The sequence below is a fragment of the Enterococcus sp. BWT-B8 genome (genome assembly GCF_020567625.1).
In the GTDB taxonomy this organism is placed as follows: Bacteria; Bacillota; Bacilli; order Lactobacillales; family Enterococcaceae; genus Enterococcus_L.
Genome location: NZ_JAJDJV010000007.1, coordinates 135,182 through 156,655, shown reverse-complemented (window position 1 = coordinate 156,655; position 21,474 = coordinate 135,182). Strand labels below are relative to the sequence as shown.

Annotated in this window: 22 protein-coding genes; 20 read left to right on the top strand and 2 right to left on the bottom strand. The window is 39.4% G+C overall.

The window, feature by feature from the left end; translation table 11 throughout:
• Window positions 1-42 precede the first annotated feature (42 nt).
• Window positions 43-492 (bottom strand): GNAT family N-acetyltransferase, encoded by a 450-nt coding sequence (locus LI951_RS08625; RefSeq protein ID WP_202064041.1) that lies wholly within the window; start codon window positions 490-492, stop codon window positions 43-45.
• 130 nt (window positions 493-622) lie between these two features.
• On the opposite strand from LI951_RS08625, the gene udk reads away from it, so the two are divergent.
• A complete protein-coding gene (gene udk / locus LI951_RS08620; protein WP_202064042.1) occupies window positions 623-1,246 on the top strand; it encodes a uridine kinase in 624 nt (207 codons plus the stop codon).
• Window positions 1,247-1,334: 88 nt separating this feature from the next.
• On the opposite strand, the gene LI951_RS08615 is transcribed toward udk, so the two are convergent.
• Window positions 1,335-1,670: a hypothetical protein gene (locus LI951_RS08615; RefSeq protein WP_202064043.1), complete on the bottom strand. Its 336-nt coding sequence runs from the start codon at window positions 1,668-1,670 to the stop codon at window positions 1,335-1,337.
• A 328-nt stretch (window positions 1,671-1,998) separates the two neighbouring features.
• Between LI951_RS08615 and LI951_RS08610 the strand changes: the two genes are divergently transcribed.
• The 19 genes from LI951_RS08610 (at window position 1,999) to LI951_RS08520 (ending at window position 21,259) form a co-directional block, all read left to right on the top strand.
• Window positions 1,999-2,340 carry a type II toxin-antitoxin system PemK/MazF family toxin gene (locus tag LI951_RS08610; protein ID WP_202064044.1) on the top strand — a complete coding sequence of 114 codons (342 nt, stop codon included), beginning with the start codon at window positions 1,999-2,001 and terminating at the stop codon, window positions 2,338-2,340.
• 825 nt (window positions 2,341-3,165) lie between these two features.
• On the top strand, window positions 3,166-4,125 hold the full coding sequence (locus LI951_RS08605; RefSeq protein WP_202064045.1) for a Gfo/Idh/MocA family protein: 960 nt from the start codon (window positions 3,166-3,168) through the stop codon (window positions 4,123-4,125).
• Between the two features lie 712 nt (window positions 4,126-4,837).
• Entirely contained in the window at window positions 4,838-6,712 is a 1,875-nt protein-coding gene (locus LI951_RS08600) for a BglG family transcription antiterminator (protein ID WP_229441880.1), read from the top strand.
• Window positions 6,713-6,817: 105 nt separating this feature from the next.
• Complete coding sequence (locus LI951_RS08595; RefSeq protein WP_202064048.1) at window positions 6,818-7,159, top strand: PRD domain-containing protein; 342 nt, start codon at window positions 6,818-6,820, stop codon at window positions 7,157-7,159.
• A 26-nt stretch (window positions 7,160-7,185) separates the two neighbouring features.
• A complete protein-coding gene (locus tag LI951_RS08590; protein ID WP_202064050.1) occupies window positions 7,186-7,542 on the top strand; it encodes a glycine-rich SFCGS family protein in 357 nt (118 codons plus the stop codon).
• A gap of 72 nt (window positions 7,543-7,614) precedes the next feature.
• Entirely contained in the window at window positions 7,615-7,968 is a 354-nt protein-coding gene (locus LI951_RS08585) for a DUF4312 family protein (RefSeq protein ID WP_202064052.1), read from the top strand.
• A 22-nt stretch (window positions 7,969-7,990) separates the two neighbouring features.
• Window positions 7,991-8,770, top strand: coding sequence for a DUF4311 domain-containing protein (locus LI951_RS08580; RefSeq protein ID WP_202064054.1), 780 nt, complete (start codon window positions 7,991-7,993; stop codon window positions 8,768-8,770).
• A 28-nt stretch (window positions 8,771-8,798) separates the two neighbouring features.
• Window positions 8,799-9,497, top strand: coding sequence for a DUF4310 family protein (locus tag LI951_RS08575; RefSeq protein ID WP_202064056.1), 699 nt, complete (start codon window positions 8,799-8,801; stop codon window positions 9,495-9,497).
• A 128-nt stretch (window positions 9,498-9,625) separates the two neighbouring features.
• Window positions 9,626-10,924 carry a PTS sugar transporter subunit IIC gene (locus LI951_RS08570; RefSeq protein ID WP_229441879.1) on the top strand — a complete coding sequence of 433 codons (1,299 nt, stop codon included), beginning with the start codon at window positions 9,626-9,628 and terminating at the stop codon, window positions 10,922-10,924.
• Window positions 10,925-11,116: 192 nt separating this feature from the next.
• Window positions 11,117-11,377 (top strand): hypothetical protein, encoded by a 261-nt coding sequence (locus LI951_RS08565; protein WP_202064059.1) that lies wholly within the window; start codon window positions 11,117-11,119, stop codon window positions 11,375-11,377.
• On the top strand, window positions 11,374-12,462 hold the full coding sequence (locus LI951_RS08560) for a DUF871 domain-containing protein (protein ID WP_229441878.1): 1,089 nt from the start codon (window positions 11,374-11,376) through the stop codon (window positions 12,460-12,462). Before LI951_RS08565 ends, LI951_RS08560 begins: the two co-directional genes overlap by 4 nt.
• Window positions 12,463-12,471: 9 nt before the next feature.
• Window positions 12,472-13,587 (top strand): amidohydrolase/deacetylase family metallohydrolase, encoded by a 1,116-nt coding sequence (locus LI951_RS08555; protein ID WP_229441877.1) that lies wholly within the window; start codon window positions 12,472-12,474, stop codon window positions 13,585-13,587.
• On the top strand, window positions 13,571-14,665 hold the full coding sequence (locus LI951_RS08550; protein ID WP_202064062.1) for a DgaE family pyridoxal phosphate-dependent ammonia lyase: 1,095 nt from the start codon (window positions 13,571-13,573) through the stop codon (window positions 14,663-14,665). Before LI951_RS08555 ends, LI951_RS08550 begins: the two co-directional genes overlap by 17 nt.
• Before the next feature lie 66 nt (window positions 14,666-14,731).
• Window positions 14,732-15,472, top strand: coding sequence for a 2-dehydro-3-deoxy-phosphogluconate aldolase (gene dagF, locus LI951_RS08545; RefSeq protein WP_229441876.1), 741 nt, complete (start codon window positions 14,732-14,734; stop codon window positions 15,470-15,472).
• 44 nt (window positions 15,473-15,516) lie between these two features.
• Complete coding sequence (locus LI951_RS08540; protein WP_229441875.1) at window positions 15,517-16,527, top strand: sugar kinase; 1,011 nt, start codon at window positions 15,517-15,519, stop codon at window positions 16,525-16,527.
• 111 nt (window positions 16,528-16,638) lie between these two features.
• Window positions 16,639-17,646, top strand: a complete 1,008-nt coding sequence (locus LI951_RS08535; protein WP_202064065.1) for a hypothetical protein — start codon at window positions 16,639-16,641, stop codon at window positions 17,644-17,646.
• A gap of 33 nt (window positions 17,647-17,679) precedes the next feature.
• Window positions 17,680-18,147, top strand: a complete 468-nt coding sequence (locus LI951_RS08530; protein WP_229441874.1) for a YaiI/YqxD family protein — start codon at window positions 17,680-17,682, stop codon at window positions 18,145-18,147.
• Between the two features lie 133 nt (window positions 18,148-18,280).
• The gene (locus LI951_RS08525) at window positions 18,281-19,357 is read left to right on the top strand and encodes a D-alanine--D-alanine ligase (RefSeq protein WP_202064068.1); all 1,077 of its coding nucleotides are present in this window, start codon (window positions 18,281-18,283) and stop codon (window positions 19,355-19,357) included.
• Window positions 19,358-19,882: 525 nt separating this feature from the next.
• A complete protein-coding gene (locus LI951_RS08520) occupies window positions 19,883-21,259 on the top strand; it encodes a UDP-N-acetylmuramoyl-tripeptide--D-alanyl-D-alanine ligase (RefSeq protein WP_229441873.1) in 1,377 nt (458 codons plus the stop codon).
• Window positions 21,260-21,474: the final 215 nt, after the last annotated feature.

Genomic DNA, 21,474 nt, shown 5'->3' with positions numbered 1-21,474 from the left:
TAGTATGTTTATTTTGAAAGAAGTTTGTTAAAAATTTTTTATTTATAAATCCAGACTTAAACGAACCATATCATTCAGAACTTGACCATTGTCAATAATTTCTTCATCATAATGGCGAATGAAAAAGTCTTTATCTATGCCTGTCATGCGAAATCCGCATTTCTGATAGAGATAAAGTTGGGCGAATCCTGTACTTCCTGTACCTACTTCCATCGTCTTAATTCCCTGCTTTCTTGCATAGTCAAATGCGAAGGCAATCATTTTTTGTGCATAGCCTTGATTTTGAAAGGCTTCGTCTACTGCAATGTTCACCAGTTCCAATGTATCAGGACGAGTTGGCAGCAGGACCATAATTCCAACCAGTTCAGGATTCAGAGCAGCAAATACTGTTCCCCTTTGTGTATAGTCGTCGATAAGTCGTTTGGATGGATCGGCTTTAAAGAGTAATCTGTAGTGATCATCTGTCAGTAGTTTGATTTTATCGAGCTTCAAATTTTTACCTCCAGTAAATTTTTATTGAATTCTAAAAAAGCTCATATTTTCTGTGGCATTCTTTCCGCTTTTCATTATAATAGATAAGGACGACAATGACTATAGCTGAAAAAGAAAGAGGTTTTCCTGCATGAAAAACAATCAACCGATAATCATTGGTGTAACCGGGGGCTCAGGGAGCGGCAAAACAAGTGTCAGCCGAGCAATTTTCAATTACTTTCCTGATCATTCCATCATGATGCTTGAGCATGATTCTTACTACAAAGATCAAAGCCATTTAAGCTTTGAGGAGAGATTAACAACCAACTATGACCATCCGTTTGCGTTTGATACGGATTTATTGATTGAGCACTTAAAGCAGCTGTTGAACTGCCAGCCTATAGAAAAACCGGTCTATGATTATGTGGCTCATACCAGAAGTTCGGAGACTGTTATACAGGAGCCGAAGGACGTGATTATTTTGGAAGGAATTCTGATTTTGGAAGATCCCAGACTGCGGGAGCTAATGGATATCAAGCTGTATGTGGATACAGATGACGATACTCGGATTATTCGGCGGATAAAAAGGGATATGGAAGAACGAGGACGGACACTGGATTCGGTGATTGATCAGTACTTGACCGTAGTAAAGCCGATGTACCATCAATTTATTGAACCTACAAAGAGATATGCCGATGTAATTGTTCCAGAAGGCGGAGAAAATCATGTGGCAATTGATTTAATTACGACTAAAATAAAAAGTATTTTGGATTAAGCTGACCATACAAGATAAAAAAAGCGGGATTTTCAAATTGAAAATCCCGTTTTTTCAGCTAATCATCATTTTGTCAAGCAGTGCTATCTTAGTTGTGAAGGCCGGTGTGAATATCGTCGATGATTTTAAGCTGCTTCAAAAAATCTTTTCTCAAGACAGCCCATTTTTCATAATTTTGCATAGAAAATGTATGATTATTTGAGCGATTGTCTTTAACAATATTGAGCGAGAAGGCTTCATCATGGATACAGATAAAATCAAAGTTGAATGATTCGGCATTCTGATCATAAGTGTAACTACATTTTTTAATGTAGTCTAAGGCTTCCGCCTTTTTGGAAAGTATGGTACATCTTTCAAGTAAGTAGTTCAATTCAGACTTGTTGAAAGGTCGATTAGGTGAAATTTTAATCGAATAGATATTCATACAGCGCTCCTTCTATCAATAATGGTGATTCTCTAACCATCCCCCTAAAGTAAATAAGGGTCAGAAGCTGACCCCGAAATACAATATAAGTTTATCATAAAAGCTTTTGAATATCTATTCAACTTGAACTTTAACAGGAAAAAGGTCAAAAAAGGTCATGAATTGAAAGTTTTTTTTGCAGTTCTTTTTTTTTTGATAATATGTCAGTTATTCTACTATAAATTATCAAATATTTGCTTATTCTTTTAAAATCTTGAAAAACATTTCTGTACGAATCATGTTATAATTTGTAAAAAGATGTTATCCTCGGAAGGGGGAGATAAAAGAAATGATACGTAGGGGAGAAATTTTTTACGCAAATCTGTCACCAGTCGTTGGATCTGAACAAGGAGGAATCCGGCCGGTTTTGATTATTCAAAATAATAAAGGAAATTTATTTAGTCCAACATTGATTGTAGCGCCTATTACAAGAAATATCAGAAAAAAAATGCAGCCGACACAGGTTAAGGTGAACATTCCGCATGAAGAGGAACTAACTCCTTCGCTTATTTTACTGGAACAAATTCGGACACTGGATAAGGAACGAATTTTGCAGAAAATCTGCAAGCTGCAAGAAGGTGATATGGAAAAAGTAAATCAGGCGCTGAAGATAAGTATAGGAATTCGATAGGCTCTTTAGCTGATACATAGAATGATGAAGTGTGAAGAATGGGGAAGATGAGGTTATGACAAATCTTTATTTGTCCTGAGCTGCCAGTCCTGCTTGCCTAATAGTAAGCTAGCAGGATGGTATGCGAAGCTCTGATGGAGATAAATTTGTCAGAATTTATTCCATATACAATGAGATAGCTGACTGCAGAGGCAGAAGTGCCTAGCTTTTAGCATCGGGCAGGTATCATGCATCATCTGCTCTGACAAATCAATCGGAGTGAAATCCTTCAATTCTTAATGACTTTGTCATTTAGAAAGTAATGAGATCGAAACGAAGTCCTTCAATTCTTAGTGGCTTTGCCATTTAGAAATTGATGAGATCGAAACGAAGTGTAGTGTAGTGAGAACCGTAGAGCAGCTTGCAGGAACGTGCTGCTACTATGCCTTGAGTTGTCAGTTCCGCTTTTGTCAGATTTTTTTAGTGGAATGATATATGTGCGATAGTCAAATGAATTAGCGATCATTCGTTCCAGAAAAAGAAGCAATTAATTGCAGTGGTAACACAACACGTTCCTATGCGCCTTCCTACTTGATGCGCCACAAATTTTTGGTGATTAGGCAGGTGTTGTTCATCATAGCTCATAGGCACTAAATGTTATGTCTTGAGTAACCGCAGGTACAAAAGAGACTTTTACTTCTGGAACACTGTTTATTCAGTTTTAAGGGTCTGGGGCATACTAATGTCGCAGACCCATTTTGTTTGTTTATTTTTAAGGGGTTTGCTTTGCAGGATTTGAAATTTTATTTTTTCTCAGTATAGTAGAGTAGATAAGGAGGGTTTAATTTGAAAAAGATTCGCTATGGGATTTTAAGCACTGCGCAGATTGTTCCGCGGTTTGTTCAGGGGATCAGAGAAAGCAGACAAGGAGAAGCAGCAGCAATTGCATCCAGAGACTTGACAAAAGCAAAAGAGGCAGCGGAAAAGCTTGGGATACCAAAAGCCTATGGAAGTTATGATGAACTTTGCCGGGATAAAGAAATTGATGTGGTCTACATCGCAACATATAACAAAGGTCATTATTCAGCAGCCAGGCTGGCTTTGGAGAACCACAAGCATGTGCTTCTGGAAAAGCCTTTTACACTTTGTATCAGTGAAGCAGAAGAGCTATTTGAGTTGGCCGAAAAAAATAATTGTTTTTTGATGGAGGCACAAAAAGCTGTTTTTCTGCCGGTAACTGCTAAAGTTAAAGCTGCTGTCCAAGAGAATAAAATTGGAAAAGTTCTGTATATTCGATCCGTGACTGCTTATCCGAATATTGATCACCTGAAGTGGTTTCATTCAATGGATGCCGGTGGTGGTGCATTGCATGGATCAGGAAGCTACCCGCTTGAGTATATTCAGTTTATTCTGGGAGAAGCAATAGAGAGCTGTACCGGGCAGGCATCTATTGAGCCGGGAAAAACAGACGCACGTTTTGACCTCTCATTAAAATTTTCAAATCAGCTTTTGGCCAGTATATTTATAACTGTAAATCTTGACTTACCTAGTGAGATGACGATTTATGGTGAAAAGGGAAAAATAGAGATTCCATCATTTTGGAAAGCAAAGCAGGGAATGATTCATTATGCAGATGGAACAACAGAAAAACTAACCAGTACATTTAACAATGAATTTTCATTTGAAGTAGACCATGTCAATGATTGTTTGGAGAAAGGACTTCTGGAAAGTCCTGCTATGACAAAGAAAATAACTCTTGATACGGTGAAATTAGTGGAAGAAATGTACACCCGGTGGACTGAATAAAAAACGGATATGAAGCAGCAGAAGTATAAGAGTACCTGAAAGGGACTGAAACTGAAATCTTATACGTGAGTAAAGCGTCTATCATATTTTGTTTCAGGATAAAGTGCTGTGTAACTCCGGCTAAGAAACTTGGACAGGATTTTCTAAATAAAGAATAGTCATTCGATTTTTGGAATCCGGTTGAATTAAGGACAAAAGTGTGCTAGAGTAGTTCTCATGCGACGAGTTGACTCAACCTGACAGTTTCTGACTGTTCCGATTCATCGGCTTGAGGTTGGTTAAAACAGAGGCACAGAAGTTCAAGGTACCCCCTTGTTCATCAGCTACCGCATTTGTAGTGTGTCGGATAAAGTCTTTGTGGAGAAGTCGTTATCTATTTATAACCATATAAATACTGTGTAAAAAGAAGATGAAAATCTTCTTTTTTTTTGCAAATTTCCATAAAATATTGGAGAATTCAAGTTAAGTGCAGGTATGCTTTTTCTGTTATTTTTAAAATGTTTTGCACTTAAGGAAATAAAAAAGCCTGTAATGCCAGCTTTTAACAAAGCAGTGGAAAGAGGCTGACAAGAGAAACAGCTCAAATTTAGAGTTATAAAAAAGATATCTGATTAAGGTTGCACTTACAAAAGTGCAACTTTTTTGTGTTGTTACACTAATAAAATCAGGCTATAGTTGCAAATGTAAGGGAAGGAAATGAAGGTGGTGAAAGATGTCGCTGCACTTATCAAAACGAGAAATCAATCTGCTGCTGCTGCTTTTGGATATGGAAAACAGTATTACCACGAAAGAGCTGGCAGAGAAGTTTAAGGTTAGTGTCCGCACAGTCAAATATGATTTAGATAAAGTCCGTGAATGGTTTTGGGAGCGCGGAATTATACTGCAGGCACGAAGGAATAAAGGAATATGGCTGGACCTGCCTGATTCAAAACGATTGAGACTGAAAAATGAAATCCTTGAAGTTGATCGATTTGAAACATATCCTGATCAGGAGCTGAGGATGAATCAGCTGATTTTCTACTTGATTTTGTCAAAGGATTACGTAACATCTCAGAAATTATCTGATGAACTTCAAGTCAGCCGTAATACGATTTTAAAAGATCTTGATCGGCTGGAGACTTTTATTAATGAATATGGAATCACATTGAACCGGCAAAGCGGTCTGGGCTTTCTAATTTGCGGAGAAGAAAGCAAAATCCGTTTGCTAATGGAATACATCAGTCAGAAAGAAATTACTGAATATGATATTTATCAAATTATGAGCCACTTTGTTCAACCCGGAAATAAAAAATCAAAGCTGGAAGTCCATGTAGGTACAAACGTAATTTTTCGGGATATTTATCAAGTGGCATTGAGTAAAATGGCTCAATTATTGGACCCATCACTATTTGAGCATTTCAATTATGCAGAGCTTCTGTCAATTACATTACGTGTTTCAATTGCAGCTTCACGAATGCAGCTGAATCACACCATGAATGGCTATAAGATTTTATCAAACCAAAAGGAGCTTCTGAAAAAACAGGATCTGCCATTTTTGCTGATGGATAAAGTATTTGAATATTATGAACTGCCTCTGCTTGCTGACGAATACTTATATATATACAGTGATGTGTTTATTTCTGACAAAAATCAGGATATAGCGAAACTGACTGAAGAATTAATTAAAAATGTTTCTAATGAAATCAACTTTCCTTTTTTTAGAGATCGCCAGCTTTTTACGAATTTATTTGCACATCTGTCTTTGCGTTTAACAAAGAAGCATCAGTTTATCAATGAGTACAATCCTTTTGTTGATGATATCAAGACAAAATATCCGCAGCTTTTTGCTGCAATCGAATGTGTAAGTAATCGTGCCATTGAGAACGCCGTTCATTTTATCAATGAATCATTTATTGCTTATATTGCATTGCATTTTCTGGTTGCCTATGAAAAAAATCAGCATGAAGTGAACACCGTGAGGATTGTTTATGTTTGTTCAACGGGGCTGGGTGTTACCAGCCTGATTGAACAGAAAATTCTGGAGGAAGTGTCGAATGTTGAGATAGCCGGATTTGCCTCAGTACTCAATGCTGCAGAATTGATTGAAGAAAAGAATCCTGACCTGATTCTTAGTATTTTTCCGATTGAGGGAATGAATCACCCTTTTATTAAAGTGAACCCTTTACCGACTGAAGGAGATATCCAGCTAATTCAGGAACAGGTAAATAAAATTTTGACCAGTGTTCGTGATGGAAGTATTCCTAGGCTGACGCTGCGCCGTTCCTTGAAAGAAAGAAAGGGAATTGAGGCTGAAAGCAGAGAGCTTTTGATGACAGGATACATTATTTATGAAGAGCTGCTGACAGCTTTTTCAGAAAGTCTGAATGAGGAATACAGAGAAGCTTTTTTGCTTCATGTGCTGTTGATGGTTCACAGAATAATGTTTGACGGGCAGTATGAGAATGGCAGGTACAGCATGAAAGAAAAATTGATGGAAAGGAAAGTATTGGTAGAAAAAATTGAACAAATATTTGCCAAAAACAATTTAACTGTTAATCAGGCAGAGATCGTTGCTTTATTAAACTATATTAAAGAGAATCTGGGGTGATTCACAAGAGAAACACTCCAGAAGCGGCAATTATTGAGTCAGGGAAGGAAGCCAATTCATAAACAGAAATTAAGTAAAAGATATCAATGAAAAGGGTGTGAGGCTATGAATTTAACTGAAGAGGCAAAAAAAATCATCAATGATTCTGAATATCAGGCGGAACTGACTGAAATGATTGAACAGGCAAATCAGCTTCTGGAAGCGAACGGGATTGTTCCCACCGATTTACAGTGGACGGTTTTAATCAATCACATAAATGAAATGATTAAGCGTTCGAAAGCAGGTGAGAAAATGACAGGTATTGATCCGGAGCTGTTTGCGGAAGTATCGAGTGAAGCACTGTCTATAGCTGGTGAGCTGGTAAAAAGTATTGGGAATCTGATGATTGATGAAATGTATGTTTTATCCATTCATTTTGAAACAGCTAAACAAAATTCAGTTGAGTAAATCTAATAATTTTAGGAGGAAATAGGATGATAACAGTAGTAATTGCAGATCGTTTAGGAAAAGGACAAAATGTAGCGAAAGGTGTCGAAGCTGCCGGCGGACGTGCGGTAGTTGTACCGGGAATGGGTGCAGATATGCGTTTAGGTGATGTGATGCAGCAGGAAAATGCGGATATGGGTATTTCCTTTTGTGGGAGCGGCGGGGCAGGAGCTTTAACTGCGGCAACGAAATATGGCTATCCGGAGCGACATGGGATGCGTTCGATTGAGGAGGGGATTACAGCAATCAATGATGGGAAAACAGTTCTTGGTTTTGGATTCATGGATCAGGAAGAACTTGGAAAAAGACTGACAGAAGCATTCATTAAGAAACATGGAGAATAGCAATGAATGCTTAATACAGAAGCAGATTAACTGTATATCAGATGTCTAAAAAATGCACGAGGAGGAAGAGGAATGGGACTAACTAAAAAGATGTCACAGATCGTACAGGTAACAGGAAAAGGAGACAGTAAAGTCACCGCATTTGCCAGTGCATTGAGCAGTGTTTCGAAAAAAGTTCTTAAAGATTCAGAAGATGTACTGATTCGAATCGAACCGACAAATATTGCTGTTCTGTCTGCAAAAGAGAAAGAGTACACTGAACGATTTCTGTTCTTCTTCTTTCCGAGAAAACGAACAAATTATGAAGTAGAGTTAATGGTTGAGGTAGAAATCAGTTTGATTGAAGCAGCTGATATCGTTTTTACAAAAGTGGATTCAGAAGATCCGAATGGTGTAACGATTCCGTTTACATCAAGGAAAATTTAATTAGGGCAGGAGGAACAGGTAAGTGGATTTAATTATTATTCTATTTAAATCAGTTATTATTGGCGGGTTACTTGGCTTTGCGGCTGGGACCGGAGCGGCGAGAATGTTTCATGCTCCTCAAACTCAGGGGTTGGGTGCATTTAGAACATTAGGAGAAATGAATGCAGCAGAGGGAGATCCAGCTTCCCATTTTTCTTTTGGGTTGGGCTTTTTCTTTAATGCGTGGGCTTCTGCTGTGGGGGCAGGTGCATTTACTCAGGATGTCACACATCGAATCATTCCGAACTGGGCAGCTGCTGCATTATTGGTCAAAGATAAAGATGTCACAAAAACGATGCATGATCCTAAAAAAATGGGGATTACAGGAATGATTGCGGGAATTATAACTGTAGCTTTTTTAAACAGTACAGCTGCAGCTATACCGCCATCTCTTCAAGTAACCGCAGTGGCTGTTCTGGTTCCGGCTGCAACTATTTTAATAAATACAGTGATGCCGGTATTGTTTTGGCTGGCAGCTTTAGATGCAGGTAAACGTACAGGTTTTTGGGGAACATTATTTGGCGGACTTTCTCAGCTGGTTATGGGAAATGCAGTGCCCGGTGTAGTTCTGGGAATTCTAATTGGTAAAGGCGTCGATGAGCTGGGCTGGTCCAAGATGACGAAAGCTATGATGGCTGCAATTATTCTCCTGTTTATTTTCAGCGGCTTTTTCCGTGGATTTGATATGCAGATGATTGAGAGCTTTAAGCTGGAAGTACCAAACTGGCTGAATAATCTGCATGATGTATTTACTGTAAAATAAACTGATTTAAGTAAGGAGGAAGCAAGGTATGGATGTAAAAGAGAAACAAGAATGGTCTCAGGAAGAGATAGAGATTCAAGAATCATTGAAAGCAAAAAGCTTCTGGTATGCTGACTGGTCTTTTCCGATTTTAGTTGGTTTGATGGCAGCTGCAGTATTTGCAGGTACACATATGTATGTGGTCCATGGTGTAGGGGCTTTTAATGAAGTATCGATCGTGGCAATGCTGAAGGCTGGGCTTGACGGAGATTCTTATGGAGCTGCGGCAGCGTTTGGAGCCAGCTTCCTGTTTGCACGTATTTTGGAAGGCTCGCTGGTAGGGATTTTAGATTTGGGCGGTTCAATTCTGACAGGAATTGGTATTGGCGTACCAGCTATTTTATTGAGTATGAATATTACAGCGCCAATTGATAATTTTGCGTTGTCCTTGATTACCGGAGCTGTGCTGGGACTATTAGTTGGCGGTGTTATTATTCTGATTCGTAAATTTACGATTAATCAGGCGAATTCCACATTTGGAGCAGATATTATGATGGGAGCAGGAAATGCGGCTGGCCGCTTCCTTGGTCCGCTAATCATTTTAAGTGCAGCTGGTGCTTCAATCCCCATTGGTATCGGTTCGACGATCGGAGCATTGATTTTCTATGCATGGAAAAAACCGATTGCAGGCGGGGCAATACTTGGAGCGATGATTTTCGGAGCATTCTTTCCAGTAGAATTGCCGTAGTAATAAGTAGAAACTCTATTCATAAAATAGTGAAAAATCCGTTTACATTAGTATAGAACTATGTTATTATAAATCCGCAATGATTTATAATAACGTTATAATCTTTAATTGAACGGAGGAAGTTTAAAATGAATGGATTTGTATTGTGGATGGAACAGCACCTGATGCCTGTAGCCAATAAATTTGGCTCGCAAAAGCACATGGTGGCAATTAGAAAAGGGTTGATTGCAACAATGCCCTTAACAATCGTGGGGTCGTTTTTTACGCTGTTTCAAAATATTCCTATTGATTCGTACATGGAATTTATTGCACCTTATTCAGCTGTAATGGATATTCCTTCCCGATATACTATGGGAATTCTGGCTCTATATGCTACTTTTGGGATTGCATCATCTTTAGCGCAAAGTTATAAACTTGACTCACTGATGTGCGGCATTTTGGCATTGGTTGCTTTCTTGGTGACGGCTGCTCCTCCAACAAGAGTATTTGAGGATGTTCCAGATGTTATTAATGCCGGTCGGTACATTAATTTGGCAAACATGGGAGCAGCTTCTCTGTTTGGAGCAATTGTCGCAGCGTTGCTGACGGTGGAAATTTACCGCTTCTTTGTTTCAAGAGATATTACGATTAAAATGCCTGAGGGTGTACCGCCGGAAGTATCAAATTCATTTGTGGCGTTAATTCCAGGCACTGTTATCTTGTTGTTGTTCTGGGGACTGCGCCATATTATCGGCTTTGACTTAAACGGATTCTTAAGTAATCTGCTGATGCCATTAAAAGGTGTTCTGGCAGGAAACAGTTTGTTTGGAGGACTTCTAACAGTTTTCCTAATTTGTTTCTTCTGGGTTCTTGGGATTCATGGTCCGGCAATTATGGGACCGGTTATCCGCCCATTCTGGGATATGTCAATTGTTGAAAATAATGAGGCATTTCTAAATGGTATAAGTGCAGATGAACTGCCTAATATCTTTACGGAACAGTTTTTACAATGGTTCGTTTGGATTGGCGGTGCGGGAACGACACTGGCGTTAGTTCTTTTAATGGTCTTTTCAAAATCAGAGTACCTAAAAAGCTTGGGTCGACTATCCCTGCTTCCAGGAATTTTCAACATCAATGAACCAGTTATTTTCGGGACACCGATTGTAATGAATCCAATTATCGGGATACCGTTTATTGTGGCTCCATTGGTAACAACTACATTATCTTACTTTTTAACAATTACGAACGTCGTTCCAATGATGGCTGTTCGTCTGGCCTTTACTTTACCGGCACCAATTGCTGCATGGCTGAGTACAGATTACAGTGTCATGTCAGCGATTCTGGTTTGTATCAACTTTGTCATTACACTGGCTATCTACTATCCATTCTTTAAAGTTTATGAAAAGCAGCAGCTTGATAAAGAATTGGAACTGGAAGAAGCAGCATAAAAAGAATTTGTAAAAAGGGAAGCGGGCAGGATAAGGTTATGACAGTCTTTTGTAGACTCGATGTTTCAGCAACGTCCATTATTCTGTTATAGAGATAGTAAATGAGCCTGGTACGTGCATATGTTCCGGGCTCATCTCTCTTTCATTTTAGATAAAAGGCGCTAACAAACACTGCTATAGGAGGAGTAAGCGATGTGGGTATGGTTCATTCTTTTTTTTGTTATTGTACAGGCTGTGCTGGAGAAAAAGCTGCTGCCTGAAAAACTGACAAGTGTCCGATTGAGAACACTTTGCTTGTATTCAATAGGCGGAATTTCTTTGGCAATTGTTCTGGGTATTATAGCAGGACAGCCGATATTGATTGTAGGAACGACCACTATTTTCTTTGGATCTTTGGTATCATGGAAAAATCGAGATAAATTTGACAAGATGGAGCGTGGCAAAAGAATATGAAAAGAGCACTGGGAGTTTCAGTATATCCGGATCATAGTGATATGGAACAGGATAAAGCTTATTTAAAGAAAGCAGCAGAATACGGATTTACCAGAATTTTTATGAGTATGCTGGAGGTAACGGATGGGAAAGACACAGTCAAACAAAAGTTTCAGCATTTAATCAGTTATGCGAAAAACCTTGGCTTTGAGACCATACTGGATGTTGTTCCCTCTTTATTTGATGAGCTGGAAATCTCTTATGATGATTTATCCTTTTTCCATGAGCTTGGAGCAGACGGAATCCGTCTGGATGTTGGCTTTGATGGAAATAAAGAAGCGAAACTAACTTTCAATCCATATAATTTGGCGATAGAATTGAATATGAGTAATGATGTTGCCTACTTGGATAATATTTTGACCTATGAAGCAAATAAGCCCTTTTTGTACGGCTGTCACAATTTTTATCCTCAGGAAGGTACGGCTCTGCCTTATGATTTCTTTGAAAAATGCAGTATCCGTTTTAAAGAAAAGGGCATTCGTACTGCAGCCTTTATTACTTCTCAGTCAGGGAGCATTGGACCGTGGGATATCAATGATGGCTTGCCGACACTTGAGAGTCACCGTCATTTGCCGGTGGAGGTTCAGGCCAAGCACTTATTTGCTACAGGGCTGATTGATGATGTTATCATAGGAAATGCCTATGCATCAGATGAAGAGCTCGAAGTATTAGGCAATTTGAATCGCTATCAGCTGGAATTATGTGTTGAGTTTACAGATGCCGTGAATCCTGTAGAAAAAACAATTGTATTGGATGAACAGCATTTTCGCCGAGGAGATATCACAGCGCTGATGGCTCGCTCGACAGAAGTTCGTAAGAAATATAGTCAGGAAAAGAATTCTGCGCATGATAATAATCAGGAATTCAGCGTTGGCGATATTGTTATCGGAAATGATGCATTTGGAAAATACAAGAATGAGCTGCAGCTTGTATTGCAGCCGCATAAAGATACAAGAAAGAACAAGGTCGGCAGTATCATTGCCGAGGAACAGGTCTTGCTGGACTATATAAAGCCTTGGACAAAATTTAGATTAAAAGAAAAGTAGGGGGACTATATGGTCTATGATTTACTGATAAAAAATGGAAAATTAATTGGTGGACAAACAATTGATATTGCAATACTTGACGGAAAGATCGCTGAAACCGGTGTTTTTGTTGAGGGTGAAAGTAAGGAACAGATTGATTTAAAAGGAGAGTCTTTTATTTCTCCCGGCTGGATCGATGATCATGTCCATTGCTTTGAAAAGATGACACTGTATTATGACTTTCCAGATGAAATCGGAGTGAAAAAGGGTGTAACTACTGTGATCGATGCCGGAACAACCGGTGCAGAAAACATTCATGAATTTCATGATTTAGCTGTTCAGGCAAAAACCAACGTTTACGCACTTGTAAACATATCCAAATGGGGAATTGTCGAACAGGATGAGCTGGCAGATCTTACAAAGATTCAGAAAGAGCTGGTAAAGAAAACATTAACTGATCTGTCTGATTTTGTGATTGGTATAAAAGCTCGAATGAGCAAAACGGTGATTGGTGAGAATGGAATCAAGCCGCTTGAGCTTGCAAAGGAAATCCAGAAAGAGAATAATAATGTACCGTTAATGGTTCATATCGGTTCTGCCCCTCCTGAATTAGATGATATTCTGGAGCATATGTCTGCCGGCGATATTCTAACGCATTGTTTTAATGGAAAAGCCAACGGTATTTTGGATTCAGAAAAGGGCAAGATAAAAGATTTTGCCACAGCAGCGTATAATAAAGGGATCGTTTTTGATATTGGTCACGGAACTGACAGCTTTAATTTTACTGTCGCTGAAACAGCACTTAAAGAAGGAATAAAGGCAAAAACTATCAGTACAGATATTTACATCCGCAATAGGGAAAACGGACCGGTTTACGATCTGGCCACAACAATGGAAAAACTGCGTGTTGCAGGTTATGAGTGGTCGGAGATTATTAATAAAGTGACGGCAGCCCCAGCTGAGAGCTTCCATCTGAAAAGAAAAGGTCATTTGGTAACTGGTTACGATGCTGATCTTACCATTTTTACTATAGAAGAAGGCAGCAAATTACTGACAGACTCAAATGGCTTTACCAGAGAAGCAGCAGAGCTGATTAAACCTGTAAAAACAATTATCGGAGGTGTTGTTTATGACAATCAGTTATGAAAAGTTTAATCTAAAAGAAGTGATCAATGCTTCCGGACGAATGACTGTCCTTGGAGTTTCAAAGGTATCTGAAAATGTTTTGGCAGCTCAGAAATTTGGCGGAGAGCACTTCTTTGAAATGAGCGAATTAAGTATTCAAACAGGGAGCTATCTTGCTGAGCTGCTGAAGGTTGAAGATGCTCAAATTGTTTCCTCTGCCTCTGCGGGGATTGCTCAAAGTGTGTCGGCTCTGATTGGTCAAGGTTCCATTTATCATGCGTACCATCCTTATACAGATCGTATCAGCCGACGGGAAATTATTATTCCGAAAGGGCATAATGTCGATTATGGAACACCTGTTGAAGTGATGATTGCTCAGGGAGGCGGCGAGCTGGTTGAAGCTGGGTATGCAAATATGTGTACACCGGAACATATTGAAATGATGATTACTGAAGAGACGGCAGCTGTCTTATATATTAAAAGTCACCATACAGTTCAAAAAAGCATGCTAAGTCCGGCTGAAGCAGCAGAGATTGCCCATAAACATCAATTGCCGCTGATTGTTGATGCTGCTGCAGAAGAAGATTTGTTTAAATATATCGAGGCAGGAGCTGATCTGGTTATTTACAGCGGGGCGAAAGCGATTGAAGGTCCAAGTGCCGGAATGGTTGTCGGAAAAAAGGAATACATTGAATGGATTCGTCTTCAAGGAAAAGGGATTGGCCGCGCAATGAAAATCGGCAAGGACAACATTCTAGGGTTTACTCAGGCTGTGGAAGACTATTTGAAGAACGGCAGTGAATCCGGTGATTCGATGAAGGATCGTCTGGCTCCTTTTATCACTGATTTGAATAATATTTCCAATATAGATGCAAAAGTTGTACAGGACAGTGCAGGGAGAGATATCTATCGAGCAAGCATAAAAGTTTCTGGAAATAAAACGGCCAAAGAAGTGATTCGTGAGCTGAAGACAGAGAATCCGGCAATCTACACTAGAGAATATCAGGCAAATAACGGAATCATTGAGTTTGATATCCGTTCTGTTAATAAGGAAGAAATGGATAAGATCACTGTCCGCCTGACAGAAATTATGAAATAAAAACGGCTTTAGCTATGTTATTATGAAGAATATCGTATTAAATTATATACAGAAGGGGTTTACAGAATGTCATTAACACCAAATTATTTAGAAGATCGTTTATGTTTAAATGTTTTAGCAAACTCAGTAGAAAATGCAAAGGCCTGTTATGAAGCAGCCGAGGGACACGTTATTCTTGGTGTACTGTCTAAAAACTATGCAACAGATGAAGCTGCAATTGAGGATATGAAAAAATACGCAGATGCAACAAATAACGCGCTTTCTGTGGGACTTGGCGCAGGAGACCCGAATCAAAGTCAGATGGTTTCACGTATTTCCAAAGATTTACAGCCTCAGCATGTCAATCAGGTATTTACCGGAGTTGGGACTTCCCGGGCGCTGCTTGGACAAAATGATACCGTGATTAATGGATTGGTTTCACCCACAGGAAAAGTAGGCTATGTTAATATCGCAACAGGTCCCCTAAGCTCACAGGCGCCTGCAGGAGAAGTTCAGATTGAAACAGCCATCAAACTTTTGCAGGATATGGGCGGCAGCTCAATCAAGTATTTTCCTATGAAAGGGCTGGCACATAAAGAAGAATATAAAGCAGTTGCAGAAGCCTGTGCAAAATATGATTTCTATCTGGAACCAACCGGAGGAATCGACTTGGAAAACTTTGAAGAAATCGTCCAAATTGCAGTAGATGCTGGTGTTAAGAAAATTATTCCGCATGTTTACAGCTCAATTATTGATAAGGAAACCGGGGATACAAAACCGGAAGATGTACGTTTACTGCTGCAAATGATGAAGAATACATTAAAATAAACATAAAATCTAATTTTAAATAAATGGACAGGCAGGACAAGACAATGAAAATTTCAGCTTTTGGAGAAGTGATGATGCGTTTGACTCCGCCCGAATATTTAATGCTGGAGCAGACAAAAGAACTGAGAATGGACTTTACAGGAAGCGGTGTAAATATTTTAAGCAACCTTGCCCATTTTGGCTGTAAAACGAGTCTGATTACTAATCTTCCGGATAACCGTTTGGGTGAAGCGGCAAAAGCAAGTATGCGTCAGTTGGGAATCAGTGATAGATGGATTGGTCAATGCGGCAATCATATCGGTTCCTATTTTGCAGAAATGGGCTTTGGACCGCGTGCAACACAAGTGACCTATCAAAACCGACACAGCAGTTCTTTTGGTGTCAGTGATGATTTCGCTTATCCGTTTGAGGAGTTTCTGGAAGATACGGATTTGGTTCACATTTGCGGCATTTCTTTGAGCTTAACGGATCAAACAAGAGCTGCAGCCTTTTCTCTAGCAGAAAAAGCACATGCGCAGGGGAAAAAAATCTGTTTTGATTTTAACTTCCGCCCCAGTTTGAACCAAAATAATGAGAATGCATTTATGAGAGAACAATATGAACGAATGCTGCCTTATTGTGATATTGTGTTCGGAAGTCAGAGAGATCTGACTGATTTGCTGGGAATGACTGTAGATTTGGATTTGCCGTCTCCAGAACAGTTTCCGGAACTAGTCAGAAGATTTATGAAACGATATGCTGTTGAACAATTTGCAGGAACTTTTAGAACTAGAAAAGATGAGAAGTCTTACCTTTCCGGATTTTTATTTTCAGAGGGCGAGTATCAGCAGGCAGAAGCAAGAGAGATCATCAATCTGGATCGAATTGGTGCAGGTGACGGCTACGCCGCAGGAGTGCTTCTTGGCTACACAGAAAAATGGCCGTTGGCAAAGACGGTAGAATTCGCTACTGCAAATGGAGTACTTGCCCACACGATTCAGGGGGATGTTCCGCTGACAACCCGAAAGCAAGTCGAACATATGATGGAATATCCTGCAGTTGATTTGATTCGATAAGTAGGATAGACTGATAGACTGAAACGAAAGTTGATAAGTTACTTTCGTTTCAGTTCTTTTTTCATTATAATGAGAGAGATAGATTCAAAGTGTAATACAGGAGGAAATAAGATGCCCGAAGATTTTTGGATTGCTTTGCAAAATGAAAAAGTTATAGACAACATCCGCAAGCGTCCGGGGATGTATATTGGTGCACTCGGTCTTTCCGGCTTGGAAAGCATGATGATTCAGCTCCTTGATTATTTATTGGGGATGGCAGGAGCACCGGAAGTGTCGCAATTGGCGATCGAGCTTTCTGGTGAACAGATTCTTTTGTCATTTTCCAGCAAGCGGAAGTGGCTGTTTGGACAAAAAAACGAACAGTCTTCTTCTCCGTATCTGTTCCTGCAAATCATGCTGGCACTCTCTGAGCAGGTGGGGATCAGTATGCAGACGCCAAAAAAGCGGGAGATTCGTATTTATCAACAGGCTGCAGTAGTAAAAGAGGCGTCTCTTTCTTCCAAAGGAGAAGAATATCGACTTGAATTGGCATTTACACCGAATCCGGCGTATTTTGGTACACAGCAATTTTCTTACTTTATTCTATTTAATCGTTGTCAGCAGCTGGCAATGCTTCACAGCGGTTTAATGATTACATTGACAGATGGAAAAGATCAGAAAAATATACTCCATTATCAGCAGGGGCTTGTTGAATATATTTTTCAAAAAGACAACAGTCTGACTAGAGGCCGAAAACCTTTAATTATAAGGACCTCAAGAGAAGATGTTTTGATTCAGGCAGTTATTTCAAAGAATCCGTCAGCAAGCATCAGAGACAGTTTTGTCAACAGTCACCTGCCTGCAGATGGGGGAACACATTTGGATGGATTTATTCAGGGAGCAGTAGACGGAATGAATCAGTTTTTAGGAGAAACCAGCCGGATGAAAATCATGACGGTTGAAAATTTTCCTGAACGTTTTGATTTTGTACTTTCTATTAAAATAAAGCAGCGGCCCAGATATGCAGGGACAGTCAGACAGAAGATACGAAATCCAGAGCTGTATAAAATTGTCAGAGAAGCGATTTCAGAAGAGGTGTCTATTTTCTTGAGACGACATCCTTCCTGGTATGTAAGATAGTTTCAGGCAGGAAAGAAGACAGGAGGCTGAAGTATGAAGATATTCATTGACGGAGATGGATCGCCGGTAAAAGAAGATACAATCTCTATCGGACTTTCGAAAGAATTGGAAATAGTGGTTGTAACAAGTATTGATCATTATTCTCAAAAGGAATATCCGAAAGGCGTTTCATTTATGTATGTGGATAAAGGTGCTGATTCCGCAGATTATCGCATCCTTGAACTCATTAAAAGAGGCGATCTTTTGGTTACTCAGGATTATGGACTTGCCTCACTGGCTCTTCCCAAAGGTGCAGCGGTTCTGCATCAGCTGGGTAAGGAGTATACCCTTGATTCCATTGATCAGCTGTTGGAACAGCGGTATTTTAGTGCAAAAGTTAGAAAAAGCGGAGGTCGAACAAAAGGACCAAAGCCTTTTACAGCACAGGATCGGGAAAAATTTAGAGAAAAGCTGAGGGAAGTTATTCGAAGAGAGTTGGACAAACAGTCCAAACCAATCTAGCCGGCAATTGTAATGCTGGCGTAATGAATTTGAATTGATTCTATTACAAAAATCATTTTTATGCTAAAATAATGAAAAAGAATTTGGCTAATGGAATACATAGTAATAGATGGGAAAATAGGAGGAAAAGCATTTGAAGATTGTATTGTTATACGGAGGAAAAAGTGAAGAGCACGATGTATCTATTTTATCCGCTTTTTCTGTTTTAAATGCAGTTTATTATAATTATTATCAAGTTCAGCTGGTCTATATCAGTAAGGAAGGTCAATGGGTAAAAGGTCCGCTTTTAACAGAAGCTCCTGAAGACGAAGCAGTCTTGCATCTGTCTTGGAACCCACATGGAGGTGTCTCAGAAGAGGATAATTTTACCGGAGAAGTGATTATGCCCTGTGATATTAAAGAAGAGGACAGTATTGTCTTTCCGGTACTTCATGGACCGAACGGCGAGGATGGAACGATTCAGGGATTTTTGGAAACAATGGATATTCCTTATGTCGGTGCCGGTGTTTTAGCCAGCGCCACTGCCATGGATAAAATTATGACTAAATATCTTCTTCAGACAGCAGGAATTCCTCAAGTACCATTTGTGCCTGTTCTGGCTAATCAATGGAAAGAGAATCCAAAACATATTTTTGAACAATGCGAAGGATCACTGATTTATCCAATGTTCATTAAACCGGCAAATATGGGTTCCAGCGTGGGAATTTCTAAAGCGGAGAACCGAGTAGAACTTCAAAATGCGTTGAAAGAGGCGTATAAGTATGATTCTCGGGCTATTGTTGAACAGGGAATTGAGGCAAGAGAAATCGAAGTGGCTATTTTAGGAAATGAAGATGTACGGACAACCATGGCAGGAGAAATCGTAAAAGACGTTGATTTTTACGATTATAATTCTAAATATATTGATAATAAAATAACTATGCAGATTCCGGCAGAGATTCCGGATGAGGTTCATCAGGAAGCACAAAAGTATGCGAAAAAGGCCTATCAGATTTTAGACGGCAGCGGTTTAAGCCGATGTGACTTCTTTTTAACAAGTAAAAATGAATTATTCCTTAATGAGCTGAACACGATGCCGGGCTTTACACAGTTCAGTATGTACCCTTTACTATGGGAAAATATGGGACTAAAATACAGTGATCTGATAGAAGAGCTGATTCAACTGGCCTTGAATCGTTATAAGCAGCATCAAAGCTTGTACGGAAATTGATTGAGTTTGGTCCATAACGAAGCTCCAAACTTATAACATTCAAATGACATTCAAAAAAATTTGAATAAATGGCGGAACAGAAGCAGACTCTTTGATAATAGGTCGAAATTGTTGAGAATCACTATTTTATATAAAATAGATGTTTCCTCGTAGGACACGTATCACAGCTTAGGTCATACACAGGTACTTTTGCAGGGACTCGAAGAGCATTTAGTACCTATGAGCTTTCTTGTCATTTTCATGAATCCCTTCTTATTTGTCATAAATCACTACGATTGACTTGTCAGAGTAGATGATGCATGATCGCTACACGGTGTTTGAAGCTGAATCCTTCTGTTCAGATCTCTTTCAGCAACTGTTTGGCATCTATAAAGTAAGGCTGTACAAGGAGCTGAAGCGGCTCCTTGTATTATTTTTTTGAAAAAACAATTTGCAAATGCTGATTTTTAGAATGATTCATATGCTGTGCCGGAGTATGAAGCTTAGATTTTCAGACTCTCTTATAAAAGAAAAGGAGAATGACCGATGAAACTTAGTTTTTGGGAAATAGCTGAAGCAACGCATGGGGAAAATAACTGGCAGCAATGGGAAGATCTTCCGATAACAGGTATTGAGTTTGACAGTCGTCTGATTAAGGAAGGGAATCTTTTCGTGCCGCTTTCAGGAACTAATGATGGACATTTATTTGCAGATCAGGCAGTTGCCAATGGAGCTGTTGCTGCATTTTGGAGCAGTAATGAAAAAGCACCTGAGGGTCTTGGAATTATTGAAGTTTCGGATACACTGGAAGCAATGCAGCAGTTGGCAATATATTATTTAAAGAAGCTTGCGCCTTCAGTTATCGGCATTACCGGCAGCAATGGGAAGACGACAACAAAAGACATGACAGAGGCAGTTTTGTCTCAGAAATTTCAGACTTACAAAACACAAGGAAATTACAATAATGAGATTGGTCTGCCCTATACAATTCTCCATATGCCTGATGATACTGAGAAACTTATTCTGGAAATGGGTATGGATCATGCCGGAGAAGTTCGTTTTCTGTCCAAATTGGCGCAACCGGATGTTGCAGCGATTACGATGATTGGAGAGGCTCACATTGAACATTTAGGTTCAAGGGAGGGAATTGCAGCAGCCAAAATGGAAATTGTAGAAGGCTTGAAAACTGATGGACTTTTGATGGTTCCTAATGAGGAACCGCTGCTGGAGGATTTAACTGCTAATCTGACTCAGACTGTGGAAAAATTTGGCTGGTCCGCCGATGCTTTCTATCAGGGGGAAACAATAGAAACAGGAAAAGAACAGACAATATTTAAAGTTTCAGGTTCTGAGGAGGTTTTCAGTATTCCGCTTCCGGGTAATTACAATGTGACCAATGCGTTAATTGCTATTGGAATTGGGCGCTGGTTTGGGCTTTCCTATTCAGAAATACAAGCAGGTCTAAAAAGTTTTAATTTAACGAAGAATCGAACAGAATGGTTAAAAAGTATGAACGGACTTGAAATCTTAAGTGATGTTTACAATGCCAATCCAACTGCCATGAAACTGGTCGTTGATAATTTTAGACAAATGCCGATCAACAGTGGCGGCAAGCGTGTAGCAGTATTGGGGGATATGCTGGAGCTGGGACCTGAATCAAAAGAAATGCATCGCTCTGTCGGCGAGTATTTAAATCCGGAAGAAATTGCAGAAGTCTTTTTATACGGTAGTGAAATGTATGATCTGTATAGAGCGTTGGAACCGAGATACGGGAAAAAAATTCATTACTATCCAAAAAATGAAAAGGACAGCATGATTCGATCGCTAAAATCTATTCTGACTCCACTGGATATGGTTGTATTAAAAGGAAGTAACGGGATGGGGTTATCGGAAGTGGTGACAGCTTTGTTAAATGAAAACTAGTTTTCATAAAACTTGCTGAAAAGTAATAATTGTGCTAAAATAAACTGTTGTCAGAAGATTTGAATTGGAATAGGTGACAGACAAAGACTGTCCGTATTATCTATATAAAACTTGAAGAGCTGAACGTTTCCGTTTGGCTTTTCTGTTGTCAATCTTCATACGATTGGATTTTTCGATAGAGTTAATAAGATGGTTTGATGAAAACATATAGTTTA

What these genes read in the sequence shown, in the direction of transcription:
- udk (WP_202064042.1), top strand. Translation starts at nt 623, where the DNA reads ATGAAAAACAATCAACCGATAATCATTGGTGTAACCGGGGGCTCAGGG.
- LI951_RS08615 (WP_202064043.1), bottom strand. Translation starts at nt 1,670, where the DNA reads ATGAATATCTATTCGATTAAAATTTCACCTAATCGACCTTTCAACAAG.
- LI951_RS08610 (WP_202064044.1), top strand. Translation starts at nt 1,999, where the DNA reads ATGATACGTAGGGGAGAAATTTTTTACGCAAATCTGTCACCAGTCGTT.
- LI951_RS08600 (WP_229441880.1), top strand. Translation starts at nt 4,838, where the DNA reads ATGTCGCTGCACTTATCAAAACGAGAAATCAATCTGCTGCTGCTGCTT.
- LI951_RS08595 (WP_202064048.1), top strand. Translation starts at nt 6,818, where the DNA reads ATGAATTTAACTGAAGAGGCAAAAAAAATCATCAATGATTCTGAATAT.
- LI951_RS08590 (WP_202064050.1), top strand. Translation starts at nt 7,186, where the DNA reads ATGATAACAGTAGTAATTGCAGATCGTTTAGGAAAAGGACAAAATGTA.
- LI951_RS08585 (WP_202064052.1), top strand. Translation starts at nt 7,615, where the DNA reads ATGGGACTAACTAAAAAGATGTCACAGATCGTACAGGTAACAGGAAAA.
- LI951_RS08575 (WP_202064056.1), top strand. Translation starts at nt 8,799, where the DNA reads ATGGATGTAAAAGAGAAACAAGAATGGTCTCAGGAAGAGATAGAGATT.
- LI951_RS08570 (WP_229441879.1), top strand. Translation starts at nt 9,626, where the DNA reads ATGAATGGATTTGTATTGTGGATGGAACAGCACCTGATGCCTGTAGCC.
- LI951_RS08565 (WP_202064059.1), top strand. Translation starts at nt 11,117, where the DNA reads ATGTGGGTATGGTTCATTCTTTTTTTTGTTATTGTACAGGCTGTGCTG.
- LI951_RS08560 (WP_229441878.1), top strand. Translation starts at nt 11,374, where the DNA reads ATGAAAAGAGCACTGGGAGTTTCAGTATATCCGGATCATAGTGATATG.
- LI951_RS08555 (WP_229441877.1), top strand. Translation starts at nt 12,472, where the DNA reads ATGGTCTATGATTTACTGATAAAAAATGGAAAATTAATTGGTGGACAA.
- LI951_RS08550 (WP_202064062.1), top strand. Translation starts at nt 13,571, where the DNA reads ATGACAATCAGTTATGAAAAGTTTAATCTAAAAGAAGTGATCAATGCT.
- dagF (WP_229441876.1), top strand. Translation starts at nt 14,732, where the DNA reads ATGTCATTAACACCAAATTATTTAGAAGATCGTTTATGTTTAAATGTT.
- LI951_RS08540 (WP_229441875.1), top strand. Translation starts at nt 15,517, where the DNA reads ATGAAAATTTCAGCTTTTGGAGAAGTGATGATGCGTTTGACTCCGCCC.
- LI951_RS08535 (WP_202064065.1), top strand. Translation starts at nt 16,639, where the DNA reads ATGCCCGAAGATTTTTGGATTGCTTTGCAAAATGAAAAAGTTATAGAC.
- LI951_RS08530 (WP_229441874.1), top strand. Translation starts at nt 17,680, where the DNA reads ATGAAGATATTCATTGACGGAGATGGATCGCCGGTAAAAGAAGATACA.
- LI951_RS08520 (WP_229441873.1), top strand. Translation starts at nt 19,883, where the DNA reads ATGAAACTTAGTTTTTGGGAAATAGCTGAAGCAACGCATGGGGAAAAT.